Origin of the sequence: Microbacterium rhizomatis (assembly GCF_008710745.1) — a bacterium.
Lineage (GTDB): Bacteria > Actinomycetota > Actinomycetes > Actinomycetales > Microbacteriaceae > Microbacterium > Microbacterium rhizomatis.
This window is the reverse complement of record NZ_VYSA01000001.1, coordinates 663,132-677,733: the sequence shown is the minus strand read 5'-3', so window position 1 is coordinate 677,733 and position 14,602 is coordinate 663,132. Positions and strand designations below refer to the sequence as shown.

Below are 14,602 nucleotides of genomic sequence, written 5' to 3'. Positions count from 1 at the left end.
GCCGGCTGTGCAACGCCGGTCGATCATCGCCGCAGGCTTCGGCCAGAACATCGTCCTCACGACGGTGACGACGTTCATCCTGGTGTACCTGCTGCAGTACGCGCACATCAGCACGCAGGGCATGGCGGTCGTGACGGCGATCATCACCGCCGCGAAGATCTTCGACGCCGTCAGCGACCCGGTCATGGGAAGCATCGTCGACATGACGCGCAGTCGCTGGGGCAAGCTGCGACCGTACATCCTGTACTCCGCCGCCCCCGTGGCCATCCTCTCGACCCTCCTGTTCTGTGTGCCGGATGGGCCGGAAGTCTGGCAGCTCGTCTTCTTCGGCGTCTGCTACTTCCTGTGGGGGTTCGCCTACACGGTGTGCGACGTGCCGTACTGGGGACTCATCGGCTCGGCGTTCCCGAATCCCACCGAGCGCACCGGGGTGATCTCTCACGTACGGGCCTTCGGGTCGATCGCCCTCGGCGTCGCGACGCTCGGAATGCCGTGGTTCGCTCGGCTGCTGAGCGGCGGCGGCGAGACCACCGGGCTCGGCTGGTCGCTCGCGGTCGGCATCGCGTCGGTGATCGGCATGGGTCTCTTCCTGCTGGCGTTCTTCAACACGCGGGAACGTCACGACCCCGCAACGCAGGAGCGACTGAGCTTCCGCGTGCTGTTCACCACACTGCTCAGGAACACGTCGCTGCTCATGGTCCTGCTGGGCTCGGTCCTGGGGTTCGGCCGCTACATCGTGCAGGCGGGGGGAGCGGTCTTCGTGGTCGTGGCCTACGGCGATGAGGCGTACTTCACCCTCGTCGGTGCGGCGATCATCGTCGGCATGGTGCTGTCCTCGTTCACCGCGCCTCTCCTGCTGAGAGTGGTCAGCGGACGCGCTGCGATCATCGGCAGCTCGTTCATCGGAGCCACCCTCTACATCGGAATGTACTTCGCGGGCTATCAGAATCTGATCGTCATGATGGTCTTCATCTTCCTCACCGGACTGACTCTCGGGATCTTCCTCGTCGTGCAGGCGACGATGATCGCCGACTCCGTCGACGACGTCGAACGGCGCACGGGCGTACGCAATGACGGCATCTCGTTCTCCACCCTCACGTTCGTCTCGAAGATCATGAACGCGCTCGCGGTGCTGGTCTTCGGCATCTTCATCGTGGTGGCCGGGTACCAGAGCGGGGTCACGGTCACGCCGCAGATGCAGCAGACGCTCTTCGTATCGATCACGCTCGTCCCGGCCCTGAGCTGCGTTTTGTCCGCCGTGCCGTTCTTCTTCTACCGGATCGGATCGGCTGGGCGTAACGTCGGAGCATCGGAAGGAGTTCGACGATGAGCGCAACCGACACGCACCACGCATTGTGGGTCGCCTACGGACAGGCGGGGGTGACCGGCACCATCCGCCGCTCCGAGAACGGCTATCTGGTCACCATGGCCCGCGCGGACGAATCTGCGGGGGTGTACCCGACGATGGAGATCGCTAAGAATGCGCTCTACTCGCGGATGACTCCGGGGAGCGACTGGCCTCAGTTCCGCCAGCACTGACCTTGAGCGCCTCGCCGCGACCCCCCGCGCGGAGCAGGGGGAGTGCGACGTGCACCAGCGGCCCGATGAGCACGGCGAACAGCACGGTGCCGATCCCGACTGTCCCGCCGAGCAGCCAGCCCACGAGCAGCACGGATGCTTCGACGGACAGCCGACAGGCCCAGATCGGCCATCCGAACCTCGCGTGCATCCCGGTCATGAGACCGTCACGAGGGCCAGGCCCGAAGCGCGCGCCGATGTACAGGCCCGAGGCGACGGCCACGAGCACGATTCCGCCACCCAGCACGGCGAACTGCGCAATCGGTCCGGAGATCGGGGGGATGACGGCGAGCGTGGCCTGCATGCTCGTTCCGACCAGCAGGATGTTGGCCACCGTGCCGACGCCCGGCTTCTGGCGGAGGGGGATCCACAGCAGAAGGACGAGCAGCCCGACGATGTTGGTGATCCAGCCGATCCCGATCCCGGTCCGCACCGACAGCCCCTGCGCGAACACCGTCCACGGGTCGACGCCCAGCCCGGCTTCGACGGTCAGTGCGCATCCGACGCCGTACAGGGCGAGGCCGACGAGGAGTTGGAGGATGCGGCGAGTCATGAGGTAATCCAATCGCAGTATTGGATCTCATGAGCAATGCCAATCACGCTACGCTGGCCTCATGGACTCTCGCATCTCGGCGCGGATGCTCTCGGCGTCGCTCGGTGGATGGCGGACCCGCGAACCCGCATACGAGGCGCTGGCGGACGGCATCCGCCTGCTGTGTCTCGACAATCGACTCGCCCCGCGGACCGCGCTCCCCGCAGAACGAGAGCTTGCAACGGCGCTCTCACTGAGCAGGACGACGGTCGCTGCCGCGTATCGCAGTCTGCGCGACACCGGCCACATCCAGAGTGTGCGCGGATCGGGAAGCATCACACTCCCGCTCGGTCGGGACGATCCAGGACGGGCGTTCTGGACCGAAGGCACGATCGACCTCCAACAGGCGAGCCCGCCGGCGTGGCCAGGGCTCGCGGGAGTGATGGCCGAGGTGGCGGCCGGCTCGGCGGCCCTCATCAGTCGCTCCGGTTACGACGTGGTCGGCAGGCCAGAGCTACGTGAAGCGATCGCCGCGCGCTACACGGCTCGCGGGATTCCGACCGACTCCGACGACATCCTCATCACGACCGGTGCGCAGAGTGCGATCCACCTGCTCGCCACGGTGCTGGTCAGCCGGGGTGATCGTGTGCTCGTGGAGACGCCGACCTACCCGCACGCCGCCGACGCCTTGCGGGAGGCCGGGGGGCGGCTCGTAGGGGTGCCCGTGACGACCGACGGAGGGTGGGATCTGGATCGGGCCGAGCAGGCCTTCGCCCGCGCGCTGCCGATCCTCGCATACCTCATGCCCGATTTCCAGAACCCGACCGGTCGCTCGATGACAGCGCACGAGCGGGAGGTGATGCTCGCGGCGGCACAACGCAGCGGAGCGATCATCGTCGTGGACGAGACGACGGCCGACCTCGACATCGATCGGGGCCCCGCGCCGGGGGTCTTCGACTCCGCCGACTCCGCAGGCGTCGTCCGGCTCGGGTCCCTCGGCAAGACCGTGTGGGGCGGCCTTCGGATCGGATGGATCCGCGCCGAACGCGACCTCGTCCGCCGGCTCGCGGCTGCTCGATCCACGCACGACCTCGGCACCCCGGAGTTCGAGCAGGCCGTCGCCGAGAAGCTCTTCGCACGCATGCCCGAGATCATCGCGCAGCGCTCGCACGTCCTCCGCGAGGGCCGCGACGCGCTCGTCACGGCGCTCGAGCGGCAGCTGCCCGAATGGAGGATCCCGAGGGTCGATGGAGGTGTGTCGCTCTGGGTGGGGTTGGATGCTCCGCTCAGCGCCGCGCTCGTGATGGAAGCCCGGTCGCGCGGGCTGCTGCTGTCAGCGGGCCCGCGCTTCTCCGTCGATGGCGGCCACGACCGGCACCTGCGGATCCCGTTCACGGCGTCGGCGGATGACCTTCGACGCGGTGCGGAGACGCTGGCGTCGGTGTGGCCGCGCGTGCGTGCCGAGGCGCCGGGAGCACTCGTGGATCGTCTCGAGACCGTCATCTGATTCCTGGCGCCGAGTGGCGTACGAACGAGTCATCGAGCGAATCGAAGGCAATCCACCGCGTCGTCGGCCGACCAGAAATCGCCGAGGTCACGGAATCCCTTCGACGCAGCGTGGTAGCGACGTGCACGGAACCGCACGGAATCGCCGAGCGACAGCGCCTGGACATGGCCGATCACGATGCCCCTGGGGTCGATCACCCGCCAGAGGGACTCGGTTACCGAGACGAGCCGCGCAGGCGTCAGGGGAGAGAGCGCGGGTGCCGCCGAGACGGGCGGTCGGTCCAGAGTGATGGTCATGTCGCCTCCTATAGTTTCGAAGATACGTGCGACCTCCGACATCGATACGACCGGGCTGTCGCCCCCTCCCCAGGCGGCCCGGAGGCCCGGGGCATCCACAAACCGGCGACGGTGCGGTGAGTGCCGGTGCTGAGTGCGCGACGGTTGTCTCGGCGCCGGTGTCCGTGGGGCACGCGGGCACCGGCGCCTCCCGGGGATCGTCCTCGGGCTGGAGAAAGGATGCGACATGAGCGACACCATCACCGTCACCGGCAACATCGCCACCGAACCCGACTACAAGCGCACCCCGGCGGGCATCACCATCACGAGCTTCCGGGTGGCCAGCAGCCAGCGGCGCTTCGACAGGAACTCGGGAACATGGGTCGACGGCGTGACGAACTACTACTCCGTATCGACGTTCCGGCGCCTGGCGGAGCACGCGTTCGCTTCCTTCAAGAAGGGCGATCGCGTGCTGCTGACCGGCCGACTCAGGCTCCGGGAGTGGGACAACGGCACGAGGCGGGGCACGAGTGCCGAGATCGATGCCGAGGCGATCGGGCACGATCTCCTCTGGGGAACCACGACGTTCGTGCGCGCGGCGCCATCGGCGAGCGCGCCGCGAAGCGATGCGCCTGGAACGGAGGAGTGGCCGGCTGCGGTCGCCGCCGCGCAGAGCGCGGACGGCCCGCTCGACCCGCACCGCGCCGATCCGCATCACGCCGCGGACGCGTGGGCCGTGCCCGGAGCCGTGAGCGGAGAGGCCCGCTCCGATCTGTCCGGTGACCTGCACGCCGAGCGACACATCCTCGTCGCGGGCGCGGATGTGCCGTTCTGAGGAGGGACGGGCTCCCATTCCCTCGGCCGTAGACTCGCTGAGTGACCCAACGTCCTGCACCTCGCCGCCCGCGTAGAGTCCGCGGCGTCGTCGTGCCGTTCACCGCGGCCATCGTGACGGCAGCACTCATCACGATCCTCTCCGGCTGTGTCTCCACAGCTCCGACCCCGTCGACGCCCGCCCCGACGGCTGAGCCGACGACGGCTGCGGGGACGGCGACCCCGGCTCCGACGCAGAGCACGGTCCTGTTCGTTCCGGGCGGAACCGCCGCAGACAACCTCCCGATCTTCACCGCGACGGTCGATTCCGTCTGGGGTTCGCCGCAGAACGTCACGGGCCGTGCCTACATCGACGCGTTGGCGGCGGTGGGCTTCGACAAAGCCGCGATGCAGCTGACCAGCGACACCACGACAGTCGGCAATCCAGCAGAGAGCATCCAGTTCTCCGTCCGATGGGGAGATCAGTGCCTCGTCGGTCAGGTGGGACCGGCGACGGGCAAGGCCGTCACCGTCATCCTGCCCGGGCTTGCGGACGGTACGTGCCTGATCGGCGCGACAGTCCCGATCGACTGACACGCAGAGACAGGCCCATCGGCCACGCGGGCAGGCAGGCTGGCCCGGAAGGCAGGCGCGCCCGGAAGGCAGGCGCGAGGCGGTGATCGATCGCGCCCGTAGACTGGAGGCGCTATGGCTGAATACATCTACCAGATGGTCCGTGCCCGCAAAGCGGTCGGCGACAAAGTGATCCTCGACGACGTCACGATGTCGTTCCTCCCCGGCGCGAAGATCGGGGTCGTGGGGCCGAACGGTGCGGGAAAGTCGACGATCCTCAAGATCATGGCGGGGCTCGACCAGCCCAGCAACGGAGAGGCGAAGCTCACGCCCGGCTTCAGTGTCGGCATCCTCATGCAGGAGCCGGAGCTCGATGAGGATCTGACGGTCCTCGAGAACGTCCAGCAGGGTGTCGGACCGATCATGGGCAAGATCGCGCGCTTCAATGAGATCTCCGGCCTGATGGCCGACCCGGACGCCGACTTCGATGCGCTCCTGGCGGAGATGGGCACACTGCAGGAAGACATCGACGCCGCCGACGCGTGGGATCTCGACTCCCAGCTCGAGCAGGCTATGGACGCGCTGCGCACGCCACCGTCGGACGCGATCGTGAAGAACCTCTCCGGCGGCGAGAAGCGCCGTGTCGCCCTCTGCAAGCTTCTGCTGCAGAAACCCGATCTGCTGCTTCTGGATGAGCCCACCAACCACCTCGATGCCGAGAGCGTGCAGTGGCTCGAGCAGCACCTCGCCAAGTACCCCGGCGCGGTCCTCGCGGTGACCCACGACCGGTACTTCCTCGACCACGTCGCCGAATGGATCTGCGAGGTCGACCGCGGCCGCCTGTACCCCTACGAGGGCAACTATTCGACATACCTGGAGAAGAAGCAGGAGCGCTTGCAGGTCCAGGGCAAGAAGGACGCGAAACTCGCCAAGCGCCTCGCCAGCGAGCTCGAATGGGTGCGCAGCAACGCGAAGGGCCGGCAGACCAAGTCCAAGTCGCGACTCGCTCGGTACGAGGAAATGGCGGCCGAGGCCGATCGCACCAGGAAGCTCGACTTCGACGAGATCGTGATTCCGCCGGGACCGCGCCTCGGCCAGGTGGTACTGGAGGCGAAGAAGCTCGAGAAGGGCTTCGATGGCCGGATGCTGATCGACGGATTGTCCTTCAGCCTGCCCCGCAACGGCATCGTCGGGATCATCGGCCCCAACGGCGTCGGAAAGACCACGCTCTTCAAGACGATCGTCGGGCTCGAGCCCCTCGACGGCGGCGATCTGAAGATCGGTGAGACCGTCGAGGTGTCGTACGTCGATCAGAGTCGCGGCGGGATCGACCCGAACAAGAACCTGTGGGAGGTCGTCTCCGATGGGCTCGACTGGATCCAGGTCGGGAAGGTCGAGATCCCGTCGCGGGCGTATGTGTCGCAATTCGGTTTCAAAGGTCCTGATCAGCAGAAGAAGGCCGGTGTGCTTTCCGGTGGTGAACGCAACCGCCTGAACCTCGCGCTGACGCTCAAGCAGGGCGGCAACCTCCTGCTGTTGGATGAGCCGACCAACGACCTCGATGTCGAGACGCTCGGCAGCCTCGAGAACGCGCTGCTCGAATTCCCCGGCTGCGCCGTGGTCATCACCCACGACCGGTGGTTCCTCGACCGCATCGCGACACACATTCTGGCGTACGAAGGCACGGAAGAGAATCCGGCGTCGTGGTACTGGTTCGAGGGAAACTTCGAGGCGTACGAGCAGAACAAGATCGAGCGTCTCGGCGCTGATGCCGCCAATCCGCACCGGTCGACCTATCGCAAGCTCACGCGTGACTGAGGCTGCCGGCCAGGTCGTCGCATCCCACCCTCGCCTCCACGTTCCCATCCACCTGCGATGGGGTGACCTCGACGCGTTCAATCATGTGAACAACACGTCGATGCTGAAGCTCCTCGAAGAGGTGCGGGTGAGGGCGTTCTGGCGACCGGCCGCAGGCGAAGACGCGCCCCCTACCGCGGTCCTGGATTCGAGTCTGCTGGCCGGGGTCCTGACCCTGATCGCCCGGCAGGAGATCGAGTACCTCGCGCCGGTGCCGTACCAGCGGCATCCCCTCGATGTGCATCTGTGGTTCGGCAAGCTCGGCGGATCCAGCATCGAGGTCTGCTACGAGGTCTACAGCCCCCGCGAGACGGCCCCCGCCCCAGGAGCGCAGACGCTGTATGCGCGCGCGACGGCGGTGGTGGTCAAAACGGATGCTCTGACCGGCCGGCCGCTGCGTCTGAGCGCCGAAGAGCGTGCGGCGTGGGCGCCCTACCTCGACGAACCGATCGTGTACGCCCACCGGCGCTGACCGGTCAGGCGTCTTGCGGAACCCGCACCATGATCTCTTGGGCGACGGTGGCGAGCAGCAGTCCTTCGCGCGAGTAGATCCGGCCGGTGGCCAGGCCCCGCCCCCCGCGCGCGCTGGGGGATTCCTGCACGTACAGGATCCACTCGTCGACGCGACCGAACCGGTGCCACCACATCGCGTGGTCGAGGCTCGCCACCTTCAGCCCCGGTCTGGCCCAGGTCAGGCCATGGGCGCGCAGGATCGGCTCCTGGATCGTCAGGTCGCTGAGGTAGGCGAGCGTGGCCCTGTGCACCGCCGGGTCGTCGGGGAGGGCGCGCCGGGTCCGCATCCAGACCGCCTGGTGCGGCTGCGCCGCGTCATCGGCCGTGAGGTAGATCGGCGAAGGGGCGTGTCTGAGCTCGACGGGGCGATCGGTGAAGATCCGCTTGGTCATGGGGTGAGCACCCTCGAGCGAGGCCTCGAAGTCGGGCAGCGACTCCGGTGCGGGTATTCCCTCGGGCATCGGGGTCTGGTGGTCGAACCCTTGATCCTCGTCTTGGAAGGACGAGATCATCGAGAAGATCGGCACACCCTGCTGAAATGCCTGCGTGCGGCGGGTGGAGAACGAGCGCCCATCGTGGATGCGATCGACCGAGAAGGTGATGCCTTGCGACGCGTCGCCGGGGCGGAGGAAGTAGCCGTGCATGGAGTGCGGGATCCGCTCCGGCGGGAGCGTCCGGGACGCGGCGACGAGCGACTGCGCGAGCACCTGACCGCCGTACACACGGCCCATCGGCATCGCCTGCGAGGCGCCCGTGAAGATGTCTTCAGACGTTCGCGCCCCCGAATCGTCGAGGTCGAGCACATCGAGCATCGAGGCGACCGGATCGAAACCCAGGGGATCGTCGGGGAGGGGGGAATCGGCGTCGGTCACGGAGTCTCCTCGTCTGGCGCCCGGATGAGTCGGAGCATCGGTTGGTAGTTTAGGCGGATGTCCGAGCGCCTTCTCTTCACCGATGCGCACGCGGCTGCCGACGCTCTCACCTTCGCGGGCCGATGTGCCCGCCTCGGTGACGGCGCCGTGCGGCTGCAGGGTGCGAACGGCACTCTGGCGATGACGGCAGCCCCGCTCGCGCCCCGCGGGCTCATGGATGCCACGCCCACCGTCCTGGTGCTGCGCGCCCACCCGGTCGACCCCGAGCTCTCGTGCGATCTGGTGGTCGAAGCATCCGCACTTCACCCCGCTTCCGACGACGCGAGGGCCGTGGTGCTGCCTGTGACGGCGCTCTCTCCCGCATGGGCAGGGATCGCCCCGCCGAGGTCGGGATGGGCGGCGGGTGCGGGGGTCCCCGCATCGGAGCTGGCTGCTCGCGCGCAGTGGGGCATCGCCGCTGTGGCCGAGGCGATGCCGTCGGACCCCGGGGAGGACCTGGTGCGCACCGTTCGTGCGCACGTGTGGGGCGAACCGGATGCTGCGCTCGGCGATCTGCCGCGCGGCGCCGCCTTCGCGGCGTTCGCCATGGGGTTCATCGTGGGTGAAGAGACTGCTCGGGTCTTCACGTCGGGCCCGTGGACGCGGTTGACACTGGATCGCGGGCACGTCCTGGTCCGTGGCCCGGTGCGCGTCGGCCTCACGGCCGTGCGCGCCACCGGTCGAGGCTGACCGGCGGTCGGGCCTCAGAGGGCCGCGGCCGCGGCACGCCCGGCGACGCGGCCGGAGAACAGGCATCCTCCGACGAACGTGCCCTCCAGCGCGCGGTAGCCGTGCACGCCGCCGCCTCCGAAGCCGCTCGCTTCACCGGCCGCATACAGGCCGGGGATCGGCTCGCCCCCGGCGCGCAGCGCGCGACCCGAGAGATCGGTCTCGATCCCGCCGAGGGATTTTCGGGTGAGGACATGCAGCTTGACCGCGATGAGCGGCCCTGAGGACGGATCCAGGATGCGGTGCGGCGTCGCCGTGCGGATGAGCTTGTCGCCGCGATACGAACGCGCGGATCGGAGCATCGCGATCTGCGCGTCTTTCGTGAACTCGTTGTCGATCTCACGATCGCGTGCTTCGATCTCGAGCCGCACTCGTTCTGCGTCGAGCGCCTCGCCTCCGGGAAGCGCGCGCATGCCCGCGATGAGCGCGTCGAGGTCGTCCCGCACGACGAAATCAGCGCCATGGTCCATGAAGGCCTGGACGGGCCCAGCTGCGCCCTTGCCGAGGCGCGACTTCAGGAGGAGCTGCACGTCCCGCCCGGTGAGATCGGGGTTCTGCTCGCTGCCCGACAGCGTGAACTCCTTCTCGATGATCTTCTGCGAGAGCACGAACCACGAGTGGTCGTACCCCGTCGTTCTCAGGTGGGCGAGCGTGCCCAGGGTGTCGAACCCGGGGAACAGCGGTACGGGCAGGCGCGTTCCCGTCGCGTCGAGCCAGACGGAGGAGGGACCGGGAAGGATCCGGATGCCGTGGCCAGGCCACACCGGATTCCAGTTCTGGATGCCCTCCACGTAGTGCCACATCCGATCCCCGTTGATGTGATGGGCTCCCGCGGCGTCCGCAACGGGCTGCATCGATCCGTCGACGTACGCCGGCACGCCGGTGATCATCGTGCCGGGCGGGGTGCCGAGGCGGGCAGGCCATTGCCGTCGGACGAGGTCATGGTTGCCGCCGATACCTCCGGACGAGACGATCGTCGCTCCCGCGCTGATCTCGAACGACCCGACCACTTCGCGTGAGCTCGCGATTCCGCGCCCCGCACCTGAAGGGGAGAGGATGTCGCCGGCGGCGCCCACGACGGTGCCGTCGGTCGTCTTCAGCGCGGTGACCTTGTGGCGAGGGAGGATCGTCAGGCGTCCGTCTGCTTCGGCCTGCTCGACGGCCGCCTGGAAGGGCGCCACGATGCCGGGACCGGTGCCCCACGTGATGTGGAACCGGGGCACCGAGTTGCCCGGGCCGAGTGCCGTGTATCCGCCGCGCTCGGCCCAGCCGACCACCGGGAAGAAGCCGACACCCTTCTCGCGGAGCCACGCGCGCTTCTCGTGGTGGGCGAAGTGCAGGTACGCGTCCGCCCACTGTTTCGGCCAGGAATCCTCCGGGCGGTCGAATCCGGCGTTTCCGAACCAGTCCTGACGGGCGAGTTCGAACGAGTCCTTGATCCCGAGACGCCGCTGCTCGGGGGAGTCTATGAAGAAGAGCCCGCCGAATGACCACCACGCCTGACCGCCCAGGTTGGAGCGAGGCTCCTGATCGACGATGACGACGCGTTTTCCCGCCGCAACGGCCTCGCCGGCGGCGACGAGACCGGCCAAGCCCCATCCGATCACCAGCACATCGGTGGTACGAGGGGCGTGGGTCATGGCGACTCCTTCGTCGTCGAGGCGTTCAGGGGAAGGGATGCCGCGGCCCGACCGTGCGCCGCGGGCCCGATGCCGGTCGGTTCGAACGTGTTGACCATCGCCATCGCGGCCCGATGCAGATAGTCCCACAGCGTCGTCTCGTGGAGCGGCGGCAGTTCGAGTGCGTCGACCGCGGTGCGCATGTGTGCGAGCCATCTGTCGCGGGCATCGGGGTTGACGTGGAACGGTGCGTGCCGCATCCGGAGGCGCGGGTGGCCGCGCTGCTCGCTGTACGTGCCGGGTCCTCCCCAGTACTGTTCGAGGAACAGCGTGAGTCGCTCTTTCGCAGGGCCCAGATCCTCTTCCGGATACATCGGCTTGAGCACCTCGTCGTCGGCGACGCCGGCGTAGAACGTGTCGACCAGACGCACGAACGTGTCGTGTCCGCCGATCTGCTCGTAGAAGCTCGACGGCTCGCTCATGGCTTCTTCTCCGAATCGGCCGAGGGTGCGTCGTCGATCTCGTCGGGCGCGACGGAGTCCGGCGAACTCTTGGGTCGCCAGACCGGCTTCGCGTCGACGTCGGCTGCATGTGCCGTGCCGTCCTTCGCCTTGGCTGCCTTGGTGGTGGGCGTCTTCGTGCTGGACGTCTTGGCAGTGGGCACCTTAGCGGTCGCGACGGTCGGATTCGGCTTGGTCCTGGGTGGGTTCGCGCCCCGCACGCGTCCGGCTCCATCCAGCCCGGTCAGCGTGATGGAGTTGAGCTGGGGGAGTTGCAGACCGAGTTCGTCGATCGCGTGCTTCAGCCGCATCCGCAGTTCTCGGGCCACGTCGTCCTTGGCATTGGAGCGGGTCTTCATGACGAGTCTGATCACGAGCGCGTCGCCCGAGACGGATTCCAGACCCCACACCTCGGGGGCCTCGATGACGCGCGTGCGCCACTTCGGGTCGTGGGCGAGATCTTTCGCGGCGCCCAGCATGGCACTCTCGACCTCCGAGATGTCTGCGTCGACGGGAACGGCAAGGTCGATGATGACGCGCGACCACCCTTGCGACATATTGCCGATGCGCAGGATCTCGCCGTTGCGCACGTACCAGAGCGTTCCGTTCACGTCGCGCACGTGCGTGACGCGCACGCTCACGTATTCGACGATTCCGGTTGCGAGGCCGAGATCGACGACGTCGCCGATGCCGATCTGGTCTTCCGCGACGATGAACATGCCGTTGAGGACATCTTTCACGATGTTCTGCGCGCCGAAGCCGAGGCCCGCGCCGACGGCGGCGGTGAGCAGTGTGAGCGAGCCGAGTGCCGTCGGGGCGAGCACGTTGATGGTCAGCAGGATCGCTATCACGAAGATCGTGACGTTGACGATGTTCTTGAGGATCGTGCCGAGGGTGCGTGTGCGCTGAACGAGACGGACCGCCGCGAGCGGCGAGCGCTCGAGGGCCTGCGTGTCGTCGACCTGCGCCTTGTCTTTCGCGCCGTTGACGATCCTCGACACGACGCGATGTATGAGGCGCCGCAACAACCACGCGAGCAGGATCGCGACCACGACGATGATGACCACGGTCAGGAGATTCCAGCCGAGGTCGGTGAAGAACTTGCCCACGTCTCCCCAGAAGACGCCCCAGTCGACGGACTGGGCCGCAGGTTCGGTGGTTTCGAGGGGAACGCTGATCATTGCATCGATCCTAACGATGGACGCCTCTGCGGCGCCTGTGCGGTCGGGCGACCGGTCTCAGAGAAGGGGCGGCTAGCTCGCTCACGCCATCGCCGAGCGGCCTTCGCCCGGCCGGGAGCGTCGACACTACGACACTAGGCGCGCTTGCAGCCTGCATCAGCTGGTGACGGCATCCAACATCACTTGGGTTATGTTGGATGAGAGCATGGCGTCGTTCGCGATGAGGGACCTGGGGTCGAACCGTGTCCGTTGCGCTCGAGCTAGTTGCGTTTGGCTGACCATTTAAGACTGAGGCGTGCGGGTGCCGATTGATTGACCAGCGGGCGGTCCACCGCACACGAGACGACGAGGTCTTTCTTGTTGATGCGGTGGTTGCGGGCGATCGCGTGAGCGCGTCAGGTGTGATCTCGTCTGGGCATAGTCGAATGCTGCGTTCCGGTGGACGCTTGCCGGGCATCTTGGTACTCGAGATCTTTCGCCAAGCCGGGTTTCTGATGGCGCATGAGGCAGCGGGGATGCCGTTCGGCTGGCATCTGGTCACGTCCCGAGTCGAGATGGTTTGGCGGGCGGGTCCGCCCCACGTCGCCTCGAATTCGGCGTTCGCATTCGAAGTCACTGGCGAAGTTGGCGTGGAGCGTCGTGGCGGTGAACCTTGCTATCTTCAGTTCACAGCGGAGCTTGCTAGCGCGGGGCGAGTCATCGCCACGGGGACGATTGAGGCGTATTCGTTGGCGCCGGATCGCTATCAGGCATTACGGCGCCATGCACTCGTCGCACCTCATGCTCACCTCGTTGCGGATACACAGAGTAATGACGACGGCTCTCCCGGAAGGGTGGTGGGTTGGGATGACTCCGACCCGTTCCTATTCAACCGCCCCGGAGATCATGTCGTGTCTATGGCGTTGATCGAGGCAATCCTCGCGGCGGCCGAAGCTCATTCTTCGGGTCGGCCGACTTCCGTGGAAGTGGAGTTTCTGCACTTTGCCGAGCGCAACTCACCCGTGTATCTTGCCCCGCCGCAGAGGCGGGGAGGCGATGACGTGTGGGAGCTGCATCAAGACGATCGACTTATCGTTCGCGCGTTCACCCGTTGTGACACCCCGGAGATGGCCCCCGAACAAGTGTCGGGGGACAACCCACCCTCGTGAGTACGTGCGCTCAGCAAAGGAGGATCGGAGGCCGAACCAACCCGCTACGGTAGATACCGTAAATTGTATTACTATCAAGCGGATCAGTTATGGGAAGGTGGCGAGCCGATGCGCGCGACGGACAGGCGAACAGTGTGAAGGAGCCCACGCAAGGACGAGCAGTGCGAACGCGGCAGCGGATCATCATCGCCGCCGCTGAAGTTGTCAACGAGTCGACCTTCGACAAAGCAGGGCTGGTCGACATCGCTGCGCGCGCCGGAGTCACCACCGGAGCGTTCTACTTCTACTTCGACAACAAGGAAGACATCGCGCACGCGGTCATCGAATCGCAGAACGCGTACTCGCAACGTAAAGCAACCAAGATCGTGGACGAGGGCCACTCCCTGATCGAGACGCTTCTGCGGGTTTCGGCGGATTTCACCTACGACATTCTGGAGGATCCGCTCGTCCGCGCTGGAGCCCGCCTCACCAGCGAGGTTCTCGCTCTCAGCCGGCCGCCATTGCAGCCTTTCACCGAGTGGGTTGCGTTCAACACGCACCTCCTCGACGTGGGCCGAAACGAGAACGTCATCGACCGTGACCTGAACACCCACAACGCCGCAGAGTTCATCGTCGGAAGCTTCACCGGTCACTATCTCCTTTCCACGCTGCTCCACGATCTCGCGGGGTTGCCCCGACGCATCTTGACGATGTGGGAGCTCTTCTTGGACGCCGCAGCTGTCACACCCGACACCTGGAAAGAGCGTGCGCACGACTTGTTTCTCGGCCGCCCCGCACCTCAACCACTGAACATCGAGCAAGCCACCGAGCGTCACCTCGCGACCGCGCATCTCCTCTGACGGCGCGCGCGGGGCTTCGGCGGCCGA

At 66.9% G+C, this 14,602-nt stretch carries 16 protein-coding genes; 10 read left to right on the top strand and 6 right to left on the bottom strand.

Translation table 11 applies throughout. The features are described 5' to 3' along the window. The first annotated feature begins 7 nt into the window (after window positions 1-7). Complete coding sequence (locus F6B43_RS03245; protein ID WP_170285541.1) at window positions 8-1,330, top strand: MFS transporter; 1,323 nt, start codon at window positions 8-10, stop codon at window positions 1,328-1,330. Continuing rightward, the gene (locus F6B43_RS03240; protein WP_150447453.1) at window positions 1,327-1,539 is read left to right on the top strand and encodes a methyltransferase; all 213 of its coding nucleotides are present in this window, start codon (window positions 1,327-1,329) and stop codon (window positions 1,537-1,539) included. The genes F6B43_RS03245 and F6B43_RS03240 overlap by 4 nt, the downstream gene beginning before the upstream one ends. Here the strand turns inward: F6B43_RS03240 and yczE are convergent. Then, complete coding sequence (yczE, locus tag F6B43_RS03235; RefSeq protein ID WP_150447452.1) at window positions 1,475-2,131, bottom strand: membrane protein YczE; 657 nt, start codon at window positions 2,129-2,131, stop codon at window positions 1,475-1,477. The two genes, F6B43_RS03240 and yczE, sit on opposite strands and share 65 nt — an antisense overlap. 61 nt (window positions 2,132-2,192) lie before the next feature. Here yczE and yczR point away from each other — a divergent pair, with 61 nt between their 5' ends. Beyond that, the gene (gene yczR / locus F6B43_RS03230; protein WP_150447451.1) at window positions 2,193-3,617 is read left to right on the top strand and encodes a MocR-like transcription factor YczR; all 1,425 of its coding nucleotides are present in this window, start codon (window positions 2,193-2,195) and stop codon (window positions 3,615-3,617) included. A 29-nt stretch (window positions 3,618-3,646) separates the two neighbouring features. Here the strand turns inward: yczR and F6B43_RS03225 are convergent, their stop codons facing one another. After that, window positions 3,647-3,913, bottom strand: a complete 267-nt coding sequence (locus F6B43_RS03225) for a hypothetical protein (protein ID WP_246159769.1) — start codon at window positions 3,911-3,913, stop codon at window positions 3,647-3,649. A gap of 226 nt (window positions 3,914-4,139) precedes the next feature. Between F6B43_RS03225 and F6B43_RS19735 the strand changes: the two genes are divergently transcribed. From F6B43_RS19735 to F6B43_RS03205, 4 genes are all read left to right on the top strand, one after another. Beyond that, the gene (locus F6B43_RS19735; RefSeq protein WP_211368006.1) at window positions 4,140-4,727 is read left to right on the top strand and encodes a single-stranded DNA-binding protein; all 588 of its coding nucleotides are present in this window, start codon (window positions 4,140-4,142) and stop codon (window positions 4,725-4,727) included. Between the two features lie 41 nt (window positions 4,728-4,768). Continuing rightward, the gene (locus F6B43_RS19730) at window positions 4,769-5,299 is read left to right on the top strand and encodes a DUF6993 domain-containing protein (RefSeq protein ID WP_246159768.1); all 531 of its coding nucleotides are present in this window, start codon (window positions 4,769-4,771) and stop codon (window positions 5,297-5,299) included. A gap of 114 nt (window positions 5,300-5,413) precedes the next feature. Next, window positions 5,414-7,096, top strand: a complete 1,683-nt coding sequence (gene ettA / locus F6B43_RS03210) for an energy-dependent translational throttle protein EttA (RefSeq protein ID WP_150447450.1) — start codon at window positions 5,414-5,416, stop codon at window positions 7,094-7,096. After that, window positions 7,089-7,607, top strand: coding sequence for an acyl-CoA thioesterase (locus F6B43_RS03205; RefSeq protein ID WP_246159767.1), 519 nt, complete (start codon window positions 7,089-7,091; stop codon window positions 7,605-7,607). Before ettA ends, F6B43_RS03205 begins: the two co-directional genes overlap by 8 nt. A gap of 4 nt (window positions 7,608-7,611) precedes the next feature. Here the strand turns inward: F6B43_RS03205 and F6B43_RS03200 are convergent, their stop codons facing one another. After that, complete coding sequence (locus tag F6B43_RS03200; protein ID WP_150448394.1) at window positions 7,612-8,460, bottom strand: acyl-CoA thioesterase; 849 nt, start codon at window positions 8,458-8,460, stop codon at window positions 7,612-7,614. 117 nt (window positions 8,461-8,577) lie between these two features. Here F6B43_RS03200 and F6B43_RS03195 point away from each other — a divergent pair, with 117 nt between their 5' ends. Further along, window positions 8,578-9,249: a DUF8185 domain-containing protein gene (locus F6B43_RS03195; protein WP_150447448.1), complete on the top strand. Its 672-nt coding sequence runs from the start codon at window positions 8,578-8,580 to the stop codon at window positions 9,247-9,249. A gap of 14 nt (window positions 9,250-9,263) precedes the next feature. On the opposite strand, the gene F6B43_RS03190 is transcribed toward F6B43_RS03195, so the two are convergent. From F6B43_RS03190 to F6B43_RS03180, 3 genes are read right to left on the bottom strand one after another with little or no spacing between them, the layout of a single operon-like run. Then, window positions 9,264-10,928, bottom strand: coding sequence for an FAD-binding dehydrogenase (locus F6B43_RS03190; protein ID WP_150447447.1), 1,665 nt, complete (start codon window positions 10,926-10,928; stop codon window positions 9,264-9,266). After that, window positions 10,925-11,389 (bottom strand): globin, encoded by a 465-nt coding sequence (locus F6B43_RS03185; RefSeq protein WP_150447446.1) that lies wholly within the window; start codon window positions 11,387-11,389, stop codon window positions 10,925-10,927. Before F6B43_RS03185 ends, F6B43_RS03190 begins: the two co-directional genes overlap by 4 nt. After that, window positions 11,386-12,588, bottom strand: coding sequence for a mechanosensitive ion channel family protein (locus F6B43_RS03180; RefSeq protein ID WP_150447445.1), 1,203 nt, complete (start codon window positions 12,586-12,588; stop codon window positions 11,386-11,388). The genes F6B43_RS03185 and F6B43_RS03180 overlap by 4 nt, the downstream gene beginning before the upstream one ends. A 308-nt stretch (window positions 12,589-12,896) precedes the next feature. Between F6B43_RS03180 and F6B43_RS03175 the strand changes: the two genes are divergently transcribed. Then, the gene (locus F6B43_RS03175) at window positions 12,897-13,736 is read left to right on the top strand and encodes an AfsA-related hotdog domain-containing protein (RefSeq protein WP_150447444.1); all 840 of its coding nucleotides are present in this window, start codon (window positions 12,897-12,899) and stop codon (window positions 13,734-13,736) included. Window positions 13,737-13,897: 161 nt separating this feature from the next. Then, a complete protein-coding gene (locus tag F6B43_RS03170; RefSeq protein WP_170285540.1) occupies window positions 13,898-14,575 on the top strand; it encodes a TetR/AcrR family transcriptional regulator in 678 nt (225 codons plus the stop codon). The last annotated feature ends 27 nt before the right edge of the window (window positions 14,576-14,602 follow it).

Bases quoted from the DNA above. Each gene is read 5' to 3' on its own strand.
- F6B43_RS03185 (WP_150447446.1), bottom strand. From the start codon at position 11,389: ATGAGCGAGCCGTCGAGCTTCTACGAGCAGATCGGCGGACACGACACG.
- F6B43_RS03180 (WP_150447445.1), bottom strand. From the start codon at position 12,588: ATGATCAGCGTTCCCCTCGAAACCACCGAACCTGCGGCCCAGTCCGTC.
- F6B43_RS03240 (WP_150447453.1), top strand. From the start codon at position 1,327: ATGAGCGCAACCGACACGCACCACGCATTGTGGGTCGCCTACGGACAG.
- yczR (WP_150447451.1), top strand. From the start codon at position 2,193: ATGGACTCTCGCATCTCGGCGCGGATGCTCTCGGCGTCGCTCGGTGGA.
- ettA (WP_150447450.1), top strand. From the start codon at position 5,414: ATGGCTGAATACATCTACCAGATGGTCCGTGCCCGCAAAGCGGTCGGC.
- yczE (WP_150447452.1), bottom strand. From the start codon at position 2,131: ATGACTCGCCGCATCCTCCAACTCCTCGTCGGCCTCGCCCTGTACGGC.
- F6B43_RS03195 (WP_150447448.1), top strand. From the start codon at position 8,578: ATGTCCGAGCGCCTTCTCTTCACCGATGCGCACGCGGCTGCCGACGCT.
- F6B43_RS03200 (WP_150448394.1), bottom strand. From the start codon at position 8,460: ATGCTCGATGTGCTCGACCTCGACGATTCGGGGGCGCGAACGTCTGAA.
- F6B43_RS03225 (WP_246159769.1), bottom strand. From the start codon at position 3,913: ATGACCATCACTCTGGACCGACCGCCCGTCTCGGCGGCACCCGCGCTC.
- F6B43_RS19735 (WP_211368006.1), top strand. From the start codon at position 4,140: ATGAGCGACACCATCACCGTCACCGGCAACATCGCCACCGAACCCGAC.
- F6B43_RS03190 (WP_150447447.1), bottom strand. From the start codon at position 10,928: ATGACCCACGCCCCTCGTACCACCGATGTGCTGGTGATCGGATGGGGC.